This window comes from Myxacorys almedinensis A (genome assembly GCF_010091945.1).
In the GTDB taxonomy this organism is placed as follows: domain Bacteria; phylum Cyanobacteriota; class Cyanobacteriia; order Leptolyngbyales; family Leptolyngbyaceae; genus Myxacorys; species Myxacorys almedinensis.
In genome coordinates, this window is record NZ_WVIE01000004.1 from 106,046 (window position 1) to 123,132 (window position 17,087).

The following is a 17,087-nucleotide window of genomic DNA, read 5'->3' on the forward strand; positions in this document are numbered from 1 at the left end:
AAATACGTTTTGCACGACAGAAAATTAGTACCGCTCCCAAGGAGGCTGAAACCCCCGTTGTCTCAGCATGTCTTCTTGAAGCTTTTGAATGCGTTGATCGAGTTCAGGATTGGCGCTGCCTGCCTGCTCGATTTTGAGCCGCTCAAACTGAGTCAGCGCATCGATCGAGTTGCCTTGGACGATCGCGAGTTCTGCTAGCGATCGCTGCGCGACCAGACTGTCAGGATTGACCTCAAGAATCTGACTATAAAGCTGAGCCGCCGAGTCAAACTTCCGTTGCTGAAACCGAATGCCGCCGAGAGACGCGATCGCGTCTAAATTCTCAGGCTGCATCTTGAGAATCGCTTGATAGGCATCTTCTGCCCGGTTGAGATTGCCAAGAGTCTGCTCTAACTGACCCTTGAGAAAGAGCAGAGATACGTTGCTGCGGTCATCTGGCGATAGTTGCCGCACCCGGGCAATCAGTCGGTTTGCCTTTGCCCTTGCCTCGTAAGGATCGCGGGTCGCCAAGATTTGAATGAGCTTGACTTGAACCGGAACCTGGGTTGGATCGGCTTCGATCAGCGCTGTGTAAAGCGATTCCCGCTTTGGGTGGCTTGGCAACACACCTACTAAAAAGTAAAGCTCCTCTGGATTTTCAGCAGGGCGAGCTTGTAAAAACTGATCCAGCACGCGTTCGGCAACCGTCTCCGAGATTTTCTTGGCTTGATAGGCAACGGCAGTACGACCTAGCTGAAGTTTCAAGTCATCTGGACTGCGAGAAATGAGTTGGTCGTAGAGCGTTAGCGCCTCTGAGAAGCGATTTTGGGACAGCCGCACGCCTGCCAATCCTCGAATGGCACCGTCTTCTAGATCGGTGCTGATCGAAGCGTTGGAAATGAGTGCCTCATAGCGGTTTGCGGCGGCATCAAGATTGCCTTGGCGTTGATCGAGTTCGGCTAGTAGCAGTTCTGAGGCGCGATCGCGGCTTCCGGCAGGCGTAGCTTGATAGGTTGCGATCGCGGTTTTCGCCGCTTCAAATTCGTTCTGCTCGATTAACAACTGCGCCAGCCGAAACTGCAAAAACGGCTCATTCACCCCGGCTTGAATCAGCCGTTGGTAGATGGGGAGAAATTCCAAATCCGGTTCTAGCCGGACGAGCGCTTGAGCGATCGCCAATTGCTGGGTGGCGTCGCTGGGCAACGGGTCTAAAATCGGTTTGAGCCGTTGCCTCACCTCGGTGCGGCTTAGCGTTCCCAACTGGCTTTCAAGCGAGAGTTGCTGAATGATCAGAGTTTTATTCGTGGGCTGTTGCTGAACTAGTTGACGATAGAGTTGTAGCGCATACTGGCGCTCTTGGGCAATCCCGCTTAGCACGTCCGCTGCTTCTCGAACGAGAGATTCATTCGGATTTGCGATCGTGTTGAGAACTTGTTTATATAGCGATGCCGCTTGCATTGAGAGTTCTGGTCGGTTTTCTTGTTTGCCAATTTCGTTGAGCGCCCGTGCGAGCGGCAGACGAGAATCAGTGCGATCGCGCAACGGGTCAAGAATCGCCAGTGCCTGCGCCGCCTGCCGATTGGCAAGATACGCTTGCGATAATTCTGAGCGTACCTGAATGCTGAACGCCGTGATCTGATTTGGCAGTTGAGCTTCAAGCATTTGGATCGCCTGCGCAGTGTTGCCGGTTGCTCGGAGGGCGCGGGCATACGCGATCGCGGCGTTTCCGGTAATAGCGCCACTCGTGCGCGATCGATACTGGTCAAACAATGCTAAGCCGCGCTGCGGATTGTTGGCATAGGTATAAATCTGAGCCGCATTTAACAACACTTCGGGGGCTGGAGTGCCTTGTAATACCAGTTCATAGTCTGACAGCGCCTCCGAAAACTTGCCCTGATAGCCATATAGCAATGCCCGTTGAGCGCGAGCTTCGGAGTCGCTCGGAACCAGATCTAGCAACGTCGTCAGGGCGGCGATGCCTTGACTTTGCCATTCCCCCCGATAACCACCGAGAATTCCCACCGTTTTTAATGCTAATTGGTTGTTGGGATCTCGCTCTAGAACTTGCTGATAGGCTTGCCATGCTTCGCTATCTTGACCGGCACGACGATACGCGATCGCAAGTCCCAACCTTGCTTCCGCCGAGCTTGGATACGATTGGATGGCGCGCTTGAACGCTGCGATCGCATCATTCACCCAACCTTTGCCCAGCAAGGCATAGCCTTCACGGATTCCTACCGGGACAGTTTCAGCCTGCGCCATCACCGTTTTAGCTTCAGCAAAGGTGAGCAGCGGCGTTCCGGTTACGAGCAGTCCCAAACATAGTGAAGCCACCCAGTGGTGAGCGTTGCGAATTGTTGGAAACATGGTTCGATGACTAGCTAGAAGTTTCTCAATCACTGAACGGGTCTTCCTTTGGGTGTGACATCAAATTCGGTCTTGATACGAACACCTGCGATGATTTCTGAAAAATCGTTGCGCTCCTGAATCGAGAAGCCAACCCGCAAATTCTGTAAAAAGCGAAAATCGTAGAACAATTCCAAAGCATCAGGCTTTTTGTCGTTCGTCTGAAGGCGTAGCCCATCGTTCGATAAGCCGCGACCGTAAGCCAGTCCTAAGCGATCGTCTGGGGTGAATAGATCCAAGAACGTAATGCCAGCGCTAAAGGTATCTCCGCCTTGCCCTAAGTCCACATTGTTGTAGCGCCCATAGCGTCCAAAAATTCCCAGTTTAAGATTAGGAATAAAGTACTCTGCGTTGACGCCGTAAGCCTCCTCACGATCGCCCTTTAGCACGCCAAATTCATTGTTGCCACGAGCGAGGGAAAAGATTTCGCTAAAGCCAGTTTTAGAGCCGGAGTCGCGATCGCTGGCATAGGTTCCCCGCACAATCAAATTGCCGTAGCGGATGCCCAACTCTCCCGCAAATCCGTCAAGCGAAAAATCGCTTAACCCTCTAGATGATGAGAACACCGCCGCTTTTGCTTCAATGTTGTCATTCAAACTAAAGTTGACGAGCGCGCCCGGACGAGACGCAATTCCTGCCGCGCTCAAGGCAGGATTGGTTTGAAAGATGGGATTGAAGAAATGAGATGCGCCATCTTTTGCAAAGCTGTTGCGATCGAAGTACGACGTTAGATCCAGTTGCCCAACCACAAACCGCAAATTGGGAATATCTTTTGGTGCGATCGCAATATACAATTCATTGACATTAAATCCGTTTAATGGAGTATCCGTAAAGGCATTTCCAGTTGTTAAATCCAGCGTTGCACCGAATAATACACTAGGCGATAACGGATACGTTCCCGTTAATCTTGCCCGTGCCGAGGTTTGGTCGCCCTGATACAAATAGACCCCCTGAAACGTGAGGTCGGGTGGCGTTAGTGCAGTGCTTCGCATAAATGGTCGATTTCTCAAAGATGTCGAGTTATAGCCCGACGACTGAGCGAGTAACCCTTCTTTGCTATGCGTTTCATCAATTGCTGTGACCTCAGGAGTTGGGACAATTGATGGCTCTGTAAATGCATCAGGGTTCACGCCCCGAAGTCCTGAGGTTGGCGCTGAAAACTGATATTCTCGTGGCTTGGTCTCAACTAATTGCAGTCCCACATCAGAATTCTGGGTTGCCGTTACCAAAACGGGCGGCGGTTGGGTAGTGCGAGGTTGTGCCTGAGCCGCAGCGCGTTGGAGTGCTGGAGGCACAATTTCGACAGCAGGTTGCTTTGTGATATTGCCAAAAGGCATTGTCGCGGTTGGCGGTTGGCGAGATGGCAAAGGCGCACTCAGCGCAGGACGCAACTCCGAAGAAACCGCTGCATTTCCAGACATCTGCCGAATCAAATCATCTTCGCTGATCACGTTTGAGCGAGTGGGCTGAAGCTGAGGTAAACCCGCTTTTGCCGAATGGCTGACCGCCGCAATCTCAGTTAGGTGCATCTGCTGATGTTCTGCAAATCGCAAATCTGCAAGTTTTTCAGCCTCTTGAAGGGCAACACGCTGATGCAATGGTGCTGGCTCAGACTCATGAGGTCGATGGGAGTTCTCTTGAGCGCTCACCGCAGGCATAAAAAGAGTAAAAAAAACGACTGCCTGCGCCAACTTTTCAAGGATCGCGCCGATCGACAACAGATATTTTGAGAGGGTGTACCGGGATAACTCAGACATGTTTCACTTACACCGTTAGATAGGGGACGATTCTGAAACAGCTAGAATGAATGCTCAGAGCAAAATCGCTCAAAGTTTGAACGGTTTTACTGGTAAATGTACGGACATAAATTGAGTAACATATGAAACTCAACTTTGGAAGCCTGACTTAGCCCTCAGAATGCCCACCTTCGCACTGACAAGCTCACGTAGAAAAAATCATTTCTAGCTCTCTGAGGCATTTGGCAATGTCAGTGTAATTTTTTGCTTTCAATACTTTTAACTCATATCCTCTATTTTGTAGCGTAAAATAGAGGATAAAGTTGACCTATTTAAGTGTTTTTACGTAGATCTGAGCATTCAAGAAATCTTTTAGAGTTTTGCTGTGCAAATTGCGGGTATTACTAAAGCTAATTGAGAACGCTGAGAGACTTCTCGCGGTTATTTCCTATGACAAGTCTGCACTTTGTTTTGCCTCATTTTTCAATGCCCAGTTTTTGCCGAAGTCGCTGGCTTTTCCATGTCTATCTCAGTATCTTGCTGATCTGTACTGGTTGTGCTCAGGGGCAAGCCTCGAAAACAGAATTGACAATGCAAGTTCAACCGACTGGACAAGCAGGAGTTTATACGGTGTCTGGTCGCACAAATTTGCCTGAACAGACACGGATCACGGTTCAGGCAGTTCGAGATTTAAAAGCACAACCTTCATCCAAACTTACCAACGATTTTGTGAAGCTTGGCACCGCCGATCGTTCAACTTATTCGATTTTGGGGCGCACTCAAGTTAATGTGAAAGATGGTCAGTGGCAGACCAGTTTGAATCTTTTGCAATCTGTACCCGATCGGCAAACGCCAGGCACTCCAGGATTGCTAGAAACTTGGCAAGTCAGTAAGGCTCAGTTGGGGTTGCAGCCGAATCCGAGAGTGATATTCTTAGCTGTCACTGATCCAGTTAGTCAAGCCTTAACTGTTGAACAGGGTTCTCCCAGCGCTGCACAGGACAACTTGAGCATTCGCTTTACCAATGATGGCAAAAGCTATCTTCAGGCTGAGCAGGCACTTGTCATTGAGCCGCCAAACGTAAAAGTATCCACCCAACCGCCTGTTTCAACCATCGCCACCGTGCCTGTGAAATCTCTTGATGGTTCTACCGAGTTGACAAAGCAGTCGAATGCGCCGCTCTCAACAAATGCGATCGCACGATAACAACCGACTTGAAGCAGATTATGTAGAGAAGGACAGGATTGGTGAATCCATTCTTCTCTACATGACCTTTAAGTTATGAGGCAATGCTTCAGACGGCTTTAGATCGATCGAGGATTTGCCAGCGAGGTGTCAGTTCGTTGAGAGTTGTTTCTGTAGTTTGGATGCTTCCCAACTGAGCCGGAGCCGACTGCGGATTGACAGGAAGACTGTTTTGCAACCCCTCGATTTGGATCAAAATCTGCTGGAGTTGGCTGTGCAGTTCTTGCACTTGTGCTGTGCCTGCCGAATTGGGAGAGGCGGCAGTTACCAGGCGCAACTCGGCAGGAACCAGGTCTGCCCCATCCCGATGCGCGCCCTCTGCTCGATGGTGAGCCTCTATTGAAGACCGCGAGAAGCTCAAAACAGCCTGCGCGGCTTGTGAGGGTAAAACCGTCTTCTGCGATCGCATCTGTGCTTTAGCGGTCGGCGCTGCGCTAGGAGAAGAAACTTGTTCTGTGAGAACCGCCACTGATTTAGCTATGGGATGGGCTGTCAAAACAGCCTGGGTCGTTCTTGCAGGTTGAGGTGCCTGAGGTTGAGCGATCGCAGCATCATTTTCTAGGAAAAACTGCAATCCACTGTCTCTCAAATAGGTCTCTGAGAGCCGCGTTCCTTGAAGTTGCGCTTGTTTAAGGCTAAATTGCTGCTCAACCTTAGCAAGTTGCATTTCTAACGCTTCGGACTGCCGCGCTGTTTGCCGCCAACCCAAAACTGCCACACTAGCGACGGTAGCACCCAAGCTAAGCACGCCAGCAAAGGTAAGATAGGGAGTCGCCATTTCTCTAAGTTGCCCTTCAAAGACGCTTTCTGTGCCGAGATGGATCTCAATTTGTTGAGATCCCCAAAAAGCTAGAGGCGCAGTTAATGTAGCAAAAATCGTACCAGCAGCGAGGGTCGCGGGAATTAAAAATTTTCCAGGTAAAGCCATAATGTGACGTTTCTGAGTATCTTCAGGACTGAGAATGCAGAACCGGGGGCGTCAGTTTCTTAAATCTTGATTGCTCTAGATGTGTTGTGAGTGAGAGTTGAGCTAGAGCAATGGGCTGGGGGCTTACCATTAGTTACCAGAATAGTTGGGTGACCTCATCGATCGGGTGTAGACCGGATGAAGAATCTCATCACCATAAAAAAGTTTATGTGAAATCTCGGATGCTACTTTCCAAAAACCTTCTCACAACTAGCGGATGAAACCAGCGCCAGTTGGGATAGCAGCACGCAATGCTTTTTCTCAGGGCAAACTAGATAAGACTACACTTCTACACAATATCTGCATCAGAATTAGGCTTCTATTCACGGCACAAAACCATCCCTTCTCAGCTTTTTCCTAGAGAAATAATGGAGTTTTGGACACTTCTCCCGGAAAGATGCGTCAAGATTTGGAGTTTGTAGTAACGAACAAAGTTTAGCATTGTGACTATCCAAGCAAGGCTAAGTGAATTTGCGCTGTTCTGGGCTTCTCCGATTTAGATGGGCTTATTGAAATCATGACTAAGTTCTTTCGCTTTATCGCACTTGCTTTTCTCGTCGCGTTCCTCAGCCTATCGTCTTCCCATGCAGAAGTTTCTTCCCGGGCAGTTCCATCTCTTGAGACGGCAACGATTCAAACTCCTCTCTCAACTCGTGGGGATGAGATTGTTGATCGCACAGGTCGAACCGTTTTACTCAGAGGCGTGAATTGGTTTGGATTAGAGACTGAAGCTCAGACCCCTCATGGGTTGTGGGCAAGAGATTATAAAGAGATGCTGGCTCAGATCAAAGGTTTAGGCTACAACATGATTCGGTTGCCCTATTCGGTGAAAGGGTTACGGGCGACAACTGTTAGCGGTATTAATTTTGATTTAGGCAGCAACCAAGAATTGCAGGGAAAAACGCCTTTAGAAGTGATGGATGCGATCGTTCAAGAGGCAGAACGACAGGGACTGATGATCCTATTAGATAGTCATCGGTTGAACAACACCCGCATTCCCGAACTGTGGTATGGCGACGGATTCACGGAAACCGATTGGATTGACACTTGGATAATGCTAGCTGAGCGCTATAAAAATCAGCCGAATGTGATTGGGGCAGATCTAAAAAATGAGCCGCATGGCAAAGCGAGTTGGGGCACAAACGACAAAGCGACAGATTGGCGGTTGGCCGCAGAACGCGCAGGAAACGCCATTCTGAAAGTCAATAAGAATTGGTTAATTGTTGTTGAGGGTGTTGAGAAAAATGTCCCTAGGCAGAAGTTAAAGCAGCATTGGATGGGCGGCAATTTAGAAGGCGTTCGCAAGTTTCCGGTAAGGCTGGCTGTTCGGAATAAAGTCGTTTATTCTCCTCATGAATATGGCGCTGGAGTATTTGATCAGCCTTGGTTTGCAGAGAGAAGTTTTCCGAAGAACTTAAGCGATCGCTGGGAAAAAGGCTTCTACTACATTGCCCGTCAGAAAATTGCGCCGATTCTCATCGGGGAATTTGGAGGCAGAAAAGTGGATGCAGAGTCCAAAGAAGGAATTTGGCAGCGACAGTTTGTAGCGTTTGTGAAGCGAAATCAACTGAGCTTTGCCTACTGGAGTTGGAATCCAAATAGTGCAGACACCGGCGGCATCTTGCTCGATGATTGGAACGCGATCGACGAACCTAAACAAGCACTTCTCAATCAACTTCTGCCTGCATCTAGACTGCGATCGCTCACAGAAGCTGTTTTGCCAAAGCCAAGTCTTCTGCCAAGTCCTGCGATCAACCCTATATCGAAGCCAATTAGTAGACCAATTTCGTCAACAAACCCTGGTTTGAAGCCCACGTTAAACCCTCAACCTACGATCAATTCACCTGTACCGAGGGCGGGTAAACATGGCAAAACACCTGATCTGAACGCCAATCTGATGCTTCAATCGGACTGGAAAGAGGGGTTTTGCGCCAGCTTGGAAGTGAGAAATCCAAATCGAGTTGTGGTGAGCAATTGGCAGTTGAAATTTTTGATGCATCAAGCCGCAGTTTCTCAAAGTTGGAACGGTACTTTTGAGAAACAAGATTTGCGCTACACGGTCACGCCTCCAGATTGGGGACGCGACGTACAGCCCAACCAAACCATCTCGATGGGCTTCTGTGCAAAAAAGCTAGGAACCGATTACCTACCTAGACAAATTACGGTTACAAGCTCTAAACAGCTATAGATTTCAAGCCAAGCGGTCTGGAGTGCCAAAACTGGCATCAACCTTACTCGATCTCTCCAGGTTCCAAAATTCTTTGGAATAGATAACCTGTCCCCCTAGCTGTCAAAATCAGTTCTGGGTTGCTAGGATCATCTTCGAGCTTAGCGCGGAGGCGGGAAATATGAACGTCTACCACACGAGTATCAACGTGACGCTCAGGCGTGTAACCCCAAACCTCTTGCAAAATTTCTGAGCGAGAGAAGGGTTCTCCGGAGCGGCTTACGAGGAGTTCTAGGAGGCTAAATTCCATGCCGGTTAGGCGAATGCGTTCATCACCTTTATAAACTTGGCGCTTGTTGGTATCAATCCGAATGCTATTGATGTGGATCACACCAGAGCTAGGAATGCCTGTCACGCCCGTCTTGTCAACCCGGCGCAACACCGAACGGATTCGCGCTTCGAGTTCTTTTGGGGAAAACGGCTTGACGACGTAATCATCTGCACCGAGTTCTAACCCGGTGATGCGATCAGCGACATCTCCCAAGGCGGTGAGCATGATGATTGGCACATCAGACTCTTTGCGAAGTTCTTGACAGACGCCATAGCCATCGAGCTTTGGCATCATCACATCGAGAACAACCAGGTCGGGATCGGCATTGCGAAACGTATCGAGGGCTTCCTCACCGTCTGCCGCCGTCACCACATCGTAGCCAATCATTGAGAGGCGGGTCTCGAGAATGCGGCGAATGCTTGCCTCGTCATCGACAACTAGGATCTTTTCTTTATGAGTTTCCAAGTTTTGCAACGCTCCTTGAAGTCAAATCTATAAACCTTAATTTTTGTACTTTATCATTAAAGATAGTAGTTCGTTTCTTCATTTTGAGGGCGTAAAAACCCTATTCTGTCTGAGCTTCAGAGTTTCTTAATGTTTACCTGTTCTACAAAGCAATCTAATATTAATTTTTGCAAATGCCAAAAGTACGATCGACCTTTGTTTGTAATGAATGCGGAGCCGAATCTTCTCAATATTTCGGTCGCTGTCCCTCCTGTGGAACGTGGAATTCTTTAGAAGAACAGGTCGTTCGCCCTGCTGCTCAGGCTGATACCGCGACCCGCGTTCGCAGCATTAATGGCAGTAAGACCCGCCCCGCGACCAAAAATCCCTCCGCTCATGCCGTTTCATCCTTAAAACTTACGGAAATTTCTGATCACACCGAAACTCGCTTAGCGTCGGGCTATACGGAGCTTGATCGGGTGTTAGGGGGCGGCATCGTTCCAGGGTCTTTGGTACTGATCGGGGGCGATCCTGGCATTGGAAAATCGACGCTGCTGCTGCAAACCGCCAATCAGCTATCGACGCGCTATCCGACGCTTTATGTGTGCGCGGAGGAATCGGGACAACAGGTGAAGCTGAGGGCGCAACGGCTCGGCATTAAGGGAGACAAAGGAGATGAGGGAGAAACTCCTTCTAATCTGTATTTGTTGCCGGAAATTGATCTGGATACAATTTTGGCGGAACTGGAGTCGCTGAGACCTAATGTTGCTGTGATCGATAGTATTCAAGCGCTCTACTATAGTGCATTAACTTCGGCTCCGGGATCGGTGTCGCAGGTGCGGGAATGTACGTCGATTTTGATGCGGGTGGCAAAGCAGCAAAATATTACGCTGTTTATTGTGGGACATGTGACGAAAGAAGGTGCGATCGCAGGTCCAAAAGTCCTCGAACACCTTGTTGACACGGTGTTGTATTTTGAAGGCGATCGGTTTGCCAGCCATCGACTGCTGCGCTCAGTAAAAAATCGCTTTGGGGCGACTCACGAGATCGGCGTTTTTGAGATGGTGGATCAAGGACTCGAAGAAGTTACGAATCCATCGGAACTGTTTTTGGGCAACCGAGAAGAAGGGTCTTCAGGAACAGCCACGATCGTAGCGTGTGAGGGAACCCGTCCTATCGTAGTGGAACTGCAAGCACTCGTCAGCGCGACGAGTTATAGTTCACCACGCCGCTCGACAACTGGGATTGAGTACAATCGCCTGTTGCAAATTCTTGCTGTGCTAGAGAAGCGAGTTGGCATTCCCCTTTCTAAACTTGATGCTTATGTTGCGTCGTCTGGCGGTTTAAATGTGGGAGAACCAGCGGCAGATTTAGGAGTCGCGGTGGCAGTGGCGGCAAGTTTTCGCGATCGCATCATCGATCCCCACACCGTTGTCATTGGTGAAGTCGGTTTAGGCGGACAAGTTCGCCCCGTTTCTCAAATGGAACTCCGACTCAAAGAAGCCTCAAAGCTTGGATTCACGCGGGCAATTGTTCCGAAAGGGGGGAGTTACAAAGACGTTGGGCTAGAGGTGATTCCGGTGTCGCGAGTGGTGGATGCGATGACGGTTGCCCTAGCGGGTAGTCGCAGTCGGCAACAAGAAGAAACGGAGGCTGAGGAATAGGATAGATCGAGATCGTACCTTCACCAGCGCGATCGCGATCTCAATTCTTGATACATTAGCTAAACAATGAATGAGTAAAGGGAATTGTGCAAATTAACGCTGAGCTAAATCATGAATCTGCTCAAAAGCTAATCTACATAAAGAGCAGACTGATCAAGAAGAGACTGCGATCGCTTGCTCAACATAACCCAACGGTTGGGTTATGACAAGCACTCCGCATTCATATACTCAGAGTTTTCAAGTGAATTTTAGGAGAAACCCGATCTTGCGCTTTGAAAGGACGGTAAAGTACCGCGACGTACCTATCAATAGAACAGCAAAAATCCCTCTTAGAATCGATTATCTGAATTGAAAGGTTGAGAATACGATAGGGTGAGACTACAACGATTTTCGAGGAACTATGCCTGCAAGCAATCCCACTCTTTTGGCGCTCGACTTTGATGGTGTGATTTGTGATGGGTTGAAAGAGTATTTTCAAACAGCGTGGAAGGCATATTGTCAGATTTGGCAACCGGATCAAAACAATCCGCCAAAAGGTCTTGATCAGAAGTTTTATCGGTTGCGCCCTGTCGTGGAAACAGGGTGGGAAATGCCAGTTTTGTTAAGGGCACTGGTGTTAGAAACGAAGGAAGATGAGATTCTTGAGCGATGGGTAGCGATCGCATCTGAAATCATCACCAACCACAGGATCAAGCCTCCGGAAGTTAGCGCGATCGTAGACACCATTCGAGATCATTGGATTGCATCGGATTTAGATAGCTGGTTGGCTGAACATCGCTTTTATCCAGGCGTAGTTGAGCGACTGCAAAAAGCGCTTGCTCGCTCTACAAACTTCGTTATTATTAGTACAAAAGAAGGACGTTTTATTAAGCAACTATTGCTGCAACAAGGTTTAAAGCTGTCAGATTCTCAGGTTTATGGGAAAGAAACAAAGTGTCCGAAGCACCAAATTTTGCAAGAATTGAATCAAAAAAATTATGACAATGATTCGATAATTTGGTTTATTGAAGATCGCTTAAAAACTTTGCAAGTTGTTCAGCATCAACCTGCTTTAGAAACAGTAGAACTCTTTCTAGCAAATTGGGGTTACAACACTTCTGAAGAACGGCAACAAGCCTTTAGAGATAGCCGAATTAATCTTTTGTCGCTCGACCAATTTCGCCAAGATTTTTCGATGTGGTGTTGATGGCGTGGCAAGCAGTAATTTAGATTCTAATCTTTTAAAGAAGACTGACTCACTCGATTAAAAGCGCTATGCTACTAGTGCAAAAGAACTGGTGTGCGCGAATGCTGGATCTGACAAAACTCGCTCAGCAAATGCAAGGAATTAGTCAACATCTTACAGTGGAGGCAACTGCCACTCGTCAACGCATCGAACGTGCCGAACTGCTGATGGCACAAGCCTATGAGCGACAAGCAGAGCTAGTAGAAATGCAAAAACTGTGGCGCGATCGCTTCATCTTTACCGCCGCCGAGCCGATCGAATCGCTCAACAGCCGCATTGATATCGACTCCGCTCCGTTGGCTCACACAGTCATCGCGACTGACGGTTCTCAAATTGCGCCAAGCCATCACGAAATTGCCTACTGCTATTTAATCAACATTGGGCGGATCATTTTGCACTACGGACAAAGCAAACTGCCTCTGCTTGATAGTTTGCCCGAAGCATTTTACCGTTCTGAAGATCTGTATGCATCGCGGCAATGGGGCATCCGCACCGAGGAATGGATGGGCTATCGCCGCACGACTCAAGAAGCATGTGTGTTGGCAGAGTTAGCAGAAGCGTTGGGAGAAGAACGGGAGCGCGTCGCGCCGACGATCTCGCTAGTGGATGGATCGCTGCTGTACTGGTTCTTGGAGCCGTTGCCTGCTGAAGCGCGGGATCAAATCTTAAGTCCGATTTTAGAGGCTTGGGACAAGTTGCGATCGCTTGACGTTCCCCTCGTCGGCTACATCAGTGCATCGCGCAGTGGCGAAGCGCTGAACTTTTTGCGGTTACAAAGTTGCGCGTATCTTGCACCCGATTGTGCCTCCCATTGTGCTGGGCAAACAGGTCGCGAAGTGTCTTCTAACCGCGCTCCCTGCCAAGTGCTTGATCCCTTAAAGGACACGGCATTGTGGGGGCGATTGCTTCAGCCTGGGCAGCGCAGCCCATTATGGAAAAGTTCGGCGCGAATTCAAGAGTTTTATGGGGATCATGCCATTCATTTTTGCTACATGCATGTGGGGAGCGAAATCGCCCGGATCGAGGTTCCGGGTTGGGTGGCGTGCGATCGCGAAATGTTAGATTCAGCGTTGAGTTTGGTATTGGCTCAAGTTCAGAAAGGCTATGGCTATCCGGTAGCATTGGCGGAAGCGCATAATCAAGCCGTGGTGAGGGGGGGCGATCGCGCTCGATTTTTCGCCCTGTTAGAACAGCAGATGATTCGCGCTGGATTGAAAAACGTGGGAACGTCTTATAAGGAAACTCGTAAACGGGGCAGCATTGCGTAATTATGAACTTTCAAGCCTTGCAAGAAAAGCGGGATAAAATATTAGCGATCGCATTCTAGCGGAGACAAAACTGCTATGAAAGACAGCCGAGTTTACCTGATTCATATTCGAGATTGTATTATAAAAATTGAAACCTATTTATATAGAAGGAAAATTCGGCTTTCTAGGTAATATAAAAACTCAAGATGTCGTCCTTGGAAAGCTGCAATCCTTGTTTGAATCAACCCAGCGTTGACCTGATGAGTGGAAACAAGCACACCCTGAACTGAATTGTAGGCAAACGGGTGACTTCCACAATCTACTAACTCATCAGTATTTAAGTTCAGTATTTAGGTATTGATCTCACAGTTGTATGGAACATCATTGAGAATTATTTACCCGACTTAAAGCGAACAGTCGAAGTAATGACAGAAGAATTTCAGGATACCTAAATAGTTGCTAAAGTATAGTTGCTAAAATTCCGATTCGTCGGTCAACGTTTCAATCAGCAAATCGACTTGTTTTTGTCGTTCTGCTAAAAAAGATTCGCATTGTCGCAAATACTCGACCGCCGCAGAAAATTCTTCAAAGACAGCCGCGAGTTCTAATTCACCAGCCTCAATCCTTGTCAAAATTTCTTCAACTTTGGCGACTGTTTCTTCATAATTCCAGTTGTCTTCATCAACAGTTGATGACAAGCGAGTCACCTTTGCAGAAGCCGTTTTAGAACTAGGGGAATTAGCCATATTACCCCAAAGATAAGCGAAGTGAGCGTTCTCTTCTTTATAATCCCTATTTAGAAAACTTGGGTGAAGCGTCTGATACGTCGGTGACTGTGACCTTGATCTGCCCTTGACCTAGTTGAATAGTTAAATCTTCATTCAAATTAACATCCGCGATCGCTCGTACAATCCCACCATTCTGCTGCCTCACCACCGCATAGCCTCGCTGCAAGACGGCTTGAGGATCAAGGGTAGATAATTTTTCTTGCAGCATTTGGTGATGTTGCTGTGCCGTTTGAAAGCGGCGTTGCGTCGATTGGATCAACCGTTGCCGCAGCCAAAACACAACTTGAGATTCTTGTTTGAGCAGACGATCGAGCTTCAGACGACCGCAGCGATCGCGCAGACTCTGCAAGCGATCGTCTGCACAACTCAAATATCGGCTCACGGCTTGATTCAAAGCATTCAGCCGATCCTGATGCTCAACCCGTAGATCTGCCAGACAGGGAACCGCTTGTTCGGCGGCGGCAGTGGGCGTGTGGACAAACACATCCGCCGCCAAATCAGACAACGATTCGTCACGCTGGTGCCCAATGCCTGCAATCACCGGAATGGGGCAATTTGCCACCGCTCGTACCACAATTTCATGATCAAAACATGCCATATCCTCGATCGCCCCGCCGCCCCGTGATAGAATTAGTACATCCGCTCTATTGTCACGTTCGACTCGTGCGATCGCAGCCACAATAGATGCAGGAGCCTGATCTCCTTGCACCAGTGCCGGAGAGAACAGGACTCGCAATCCGGGATAGCGGCGTTTTAAGGTTCGTTGAATATCTCCCCAAGCGGCAGCCTGCGGTGAGGTGACAACAGCCACCGTTTGCGGATGAAGCGGTAGAGGACGCTTTCGCGCTGGGTCGAACAGCCCTTCTGCCTCCAGGCGATTCCGCAACTGCCGGTAGCGCAACGCTCGTAACCCCTCTCCCCCAGGCAGAGCTTGCCACACAATCAGTTGGTAAGTGCCGCGATGCGGTTGCACATGCACCCGACCCAGCAAAATTAGCTGTTCTCCCTGAACGGGCAACGTCGCTAACTTATGCAACTGACTCTTCCAGACCACACAACTAATGGCGGCTTTCGCATCCGGGTCTTGCAGCGTGAAAAACAAGCCACTCTTGTATTGTGTTGCGCTCGACACTTCTCCGGTGAGCCAAACTTGACGCAGTTGGTCGTCTTGTTCGAGCAGCAGTTGAATGTATGCCGTAAGACCCGCCACAGAAAGGGCGGTATCTGGCACCAGCAAAGACGGCAAATTAAAGGTCATCGTGTGTACCCTGGAGGAAGGTAAAGATGTAAGCTCACCCGTTTAAACTCTCATGCTGTAGATGGAAAGATTAATTTCCATGCTACAAAGTTTGAGATTCGTTGTTCGTCATTCATAGTTAGTTGTTATACCAAATTGATTTTTCACTGCGACAGATCCTCGACCCACCCTGCCTAGGGCATCCCCCCTTGGTCAAGAGGGGCTTTTCGGCTCTCCTTCCTTACTAAGGAGGGGTTGGGGGAGGTCGCAGGTCTGTAGCATTTACAGATTAATTTGGTATTAGATAGAAGTCACAGCTAACCCCGATCGGTCTATCCCCCATTTAATACTTTCATTTTCTGAGGCGCTAATGGCAACCAAAACAGAGACTTCCGACAAGCAAAAAGCCCTAAGCATGGTGCTCACACAGATTGAGCGCAACTTTGGTAAAGGCAGCATTATGCGCCTGGGTGATGCCACCCGGATGAAGGTGGAAACGATTTCGAGTGGTGCCCTGACGTTGGATCTTGCCCTGGGTGGTGGGTTGCCCAAAGGTCGAGTGATCGAGGTTTACGGCCCTGAAAGTTCGGGTAAAACGACGATCGCGCTTCATGCCGTGGCAGAAGTTCAGAAAGCGGGCGGCGTGGCGGCGTATGTCGATGCAGAACATGCCCTTGATCCTGCCTATGCTGCTAACTTGGGCGTAGACATTGACAATCTACTGGTGTCTCAACCGGACACCGGAGAAGCCGCACTGGAAATTGTCGATCAATTGGTGCGATCGACGGCCGTAGATATCGTCGTGATCGACTCGGTAGCTGCCCTTGTGCCCCGCGCTGAGATTGAAGGCGAAATGGGCGATTCTCACATGGGTCTGCAAGCCCGTCTGATGAGCCAAGCCTTGAGAAAGATTACTGGAAATATCGGTAAGTCTGGCTGCACGGTGGTATTCATCAACCAGTTGCGTCAGAAGATTGGCGTTACCTATGGTAGCCCCGAAACGACGACAGGCGGACAGGCGCTGAAGTACTATGCTTCGGTACGACTCGATATTCGTCGGATTCAAACCCTGAAGAAGGGCAATGAAGAATATGGAACTCGTGCCAAGGTGAAAGTGGCGAAGAATAAAGTCGCGCCGCCGTTCCGCATCGCTGAGTTTGACATCATCTTTGGTAAAGGCATTTCCACCCTGGGCTGTTTGATCGACATGGCCGAAGAAACGGGCGTTGTGGTTCGCAAAGGGGCTTGGTATAGCTACAACGGCGACAATATCAGCCAAGGTCGCGACAATGCGATTAAGTACATGGAAGAAAAGCCGGAGTTTGCTGTAGAAGTTGAGAAACTGGTGCGCGAGAAGCTAGAAATGGGCGCAGAGGTGTCGGCAAATACGGTGGGTGTTGTTGATGAGCATGACAGCGAAGATGATGAGCTAGAAGAATAAGACTCGTCCTGGTAACTGAAATTTTATTGAGGGTAGGTTTTGTGCCTGCCCTTTTTTAGACCTATAACTTAGGGTGAGCAGAATGTAGGAAATTTTGATTTTGTCTACTCAAAAACGCCTGAGCGTCACAAAATGATTACGATCGCATTAAAATGCCCTAGACCTCTGAAGATCTAGGGACACCCTTTTCTAACCATTAAACTTTGAGAC

13 protein-coding genes are annotated in these 17,087 nt (G+C 48.9%); 7 read left to right on the forward strand and 6 right to left on the reverse strand.

What is annotated here, in order from left to right; translation table 11 throughout:
• Window positions 1–24: 24 nt before the first annotated feature.
• Entirely contained in the window at window positions 25–2,346 is a 2,322-nt protein-coding gene (locus tag GS601_RS04570; RefSeq protein ID WP_162422088.1) for a tetratricopeptide repeat protein, read from the reverse strand.
• Between the two features lie 29 nt (window positions 2,347–2,375).
• The gene (locus GS601_RS04575) at window positions 2,376–4,142 is read right to left on the reverse strand and encodes a carbohydrate porin (protein WP_162422089.1); all 1,767 of its coding nucleotides are present in this window, start codon (window positions 4,140–4,142) and stop codon (window positions 2,376–2,378) included.
• 570 nt (window positions 4,143–4,712) lie between these two features.
• Here GS601_RS04575 and GS601_RS04580 point away from each other — a divergent pair.
• On the forward strand, window positions 4,713–5,327 hold the full coding sequence (locus GS601_RS04580) for a hypothetical protein (protein ID WP_162422090.1): 615 nt from the start codon (window positions 4,713–4,715) through the stop codon (window positions 5,325–5,327).
• Between the two features lie 88 nt (window positions 5,328–5,415).
• On the opposite strand, the gene GS601_RS04585 is transcribed toward GS601_RS04580, so the two are convergent.
• Window positions 5,416–6,294: a hypothetical protein gene (locus GS601_RS04585; RefSeq protein ID WP_162422091.1), complete on the reverse strand. Its 879-nt coding sequence runs from the start codon at window positions 6,292–6,294 to the stop codon at window positions 5,416–5,418.
• A gap of 556 nt (window positions 6,295–6,850) precedes the next feature.
• Between GS601_RS04585 and GS601_RS04590 the strand changes: the two genes are divergently transcribed.
• Window positions 6,851–8,521 (forward strand): cellulase family glycosylhydrolase, encoded by a 1,671-nt coding sequence (locus tag GS601_RS04590; RefSeq protein ID WP_162422092.1) that lies wholly within the window; start codon window positions 6,851–6,853, stop codon window positions 8,519–8,521.
• 43 nt (window positions 8,522–8,564) lie between these two features.
• Here GS601_RS04590 and rpaB read toward each other — a convergent pair whose 3' ends face one another.
• Window positions 8,565–9,296 (reverse strand): response regulator transcription factor RpaB, encoded by a 732-nt coding sequence (gene rpaB, locus GS601_RS04595; RefSeq protein ID WP_162422093.1) that lies wholly within the window; start codon window positions 9,294–9,296, stop codon window positions 8,565–8,567.
• Between the two features lie 173 nt (window positions 9,297–9,469).
• On the opposite strand from rpaB, the gene radA reads away from it, so the two are divergent.
• The 4 genes from radA to GS601_RS23875 all read left to right on the forward strand — a co-directional run bounded on the left by radA (window position 9,470) and on the right by GS601_RS23875 (window position 13,863).
• The gene (radA, locus tag GS601_RS04600; RefSeq protein WP_162422094.1) at window positions 9,470–10,939 is read left to right on the forward strand and encodes a DNA repair protein RadA; all 1,470 of its coding nucleotides are present in this window, start codon (window positions 9,470–9,472) and stop codon (window positions 10,937–10,939) included.
• Window positions 10,940–11,339: 400 nt separating this feature from the next.
• Window positions 11,340–12,125 carry an HAD family hydrolase gene (locus GS601_RS04605; RefSeq protein ID WP_162422095.1) on the forward strand — a complete coding sequence of 262 codons (786 nt, stop codon included), beginning with the start codon at window positions 11,340–11,342 and terminating at the stop codon, window positions 12,123–12,125.
• Between the two features lie 101 nt (window positions 12,126–12,226).
• The gene (locus tag GS601_RS04610; RefSeq protein WP_162422096.1) at window positions 12,227–13,432 is read left to right on the forward strand and encodes a DNA double-strand break repair nuclease NurA; all 1,206 of its coding nucleotides are present in this window, start codon (window positions 12,227–12,229) and stop codon (window positions 13,430–13,432) included.
• Between the two features lie 335 nt (window positions 13,433–13,767).
• Complete coding sequence (locus tag GS601_RS23875) at window positions 13,768–13,863, forward strand: ribonuclease HepT family protein (RefSeq protein WP_420800299.1); 96 nt, start codon at window positions 13,768–13,770, stop codon at window positions 13,861–13,863.
• A 21-nt stretch (window positions 13,864–13,884) separates the two neighbouring features.
• On the opposite strand, the gene xseB is transcribed toward GS601_RS23875, so the two are convergent.
• Window positions 13,885–14,157 carry an exodeoxyribonuclease VII small subunit gene (gene xseB / locus GS601_RS04620; protein ID WP_162422097.1) on the reverse strand — a complete coding sequence of 91 codons (273 nt, stop codon included), beginning with the start codon at window positions 14,155–14,157 and terminating at the stop codon, window positions 13,885–13,887.
• A gap of 46 nt (window positions 14,158–14,203) precedes the next feature.
• The gene (gene xseA, locus GS601_RS04625; protein ID WP_162422098.1) at window positions 14,204–15,457 is read right to left on the reverse strand and encodes an exodeoxyribonuclease VII large subunit; all 1,254 of its coding nucleotides are present in this window, start codon (window positions 15,455–15,457) and stop codon (window positions 14,204–14,206) included.
• Window positions 15,458–15,806: 349 nt separating this feature from the next.
• Here xseA and recA point away from each other — a divergent pair, with 349 nt between their 5' ends.
• On the forward strand, window positions 15,807–16,877 hold the full coding sequence (gene recA, locus GS601_RS04630) for a recombinase RecA (protein ID WP_162422099.1): 1,071 nt from the start codon (window positions 15,807–15,809) through the stop codon (window positions 16,875–16,877).
• Window positions 16,878–17,087 lie beyond the last annotated feature (210 nt).

Coding starts and splice junctions, on each gene's coding strand:
- GS601_RS04570 (WP_162422088.1), bottom strand. CDS start 2,346: ATGTTTCCAACAATTCGCAACGCTCACCACTGGGTGGCTTCACTATGT.
- GS601_RS04575 (WP_162422089.1), bottom strand. CDS start 4,142: ATGTCTGAGTTATCCCGGTACACCCTCTCAAAATATCTGTTGTCGATC.
- GS601_RS04580 (WP_162422090.1), top strand. CDS start 4,713: ATGCAAGTTCAACCGACTGGACAAGCAGGAGTTTATACGGTGTCTGGT.
- GS601_RS04585 (WP_162422091.1), bottom strand. CDS start 6,294: ATGGCTTTACCTGGAAAATTTTTAATTCCCGCGACCCTCGCTGCTGGT.
- GS601_RS04590 (WP_162422092.1), top strand. CDS start 6,851: ATGACTAAGTTCTTTCGCTTTATCGCACTTGCTTTTCTCGTCGCGTTC.
- radA (WP_162422094.1), top strand. CDS start 9,470: ATGCCAAAAGTACGATCGACCTTTGTTTGTAATGAATGCGGAGCCGAA.
- GS601_RS04605 (WP_162422095.1), top strand. CDS start 11,340: ATGCCTGCAAGCAATCCCACTCTTTTGGCGCTCGACTTTGATGGTGTG.
- GS601_RS04610 (WP_162422096.1), top strand. CDS start 12,227: ATGCTGGATCTGACAAAACTCGCTCAGCAAATGCAAGGAATTAGTCAA.
- xseB (WP_162422097.1), bottom strand. CDS start 14,157: ATGGCTAATTCCCCTAGTTCTAAAACGGCTTCTGCAAAGGTGACTCGC.
- xseA (WP_162422098.1), bottom strand. CDS start 15,457: ATGACCTTTAATTTGCCGTCTTTGCTGGTGCCAGATACCGCCCTTTCT.
- recA (WP_162422099.1), top strand. CDS start 15,807: ATGGCAACCAAAACAGAGACTTCCGACAAGCAAAAAGCCCTAAGCATG.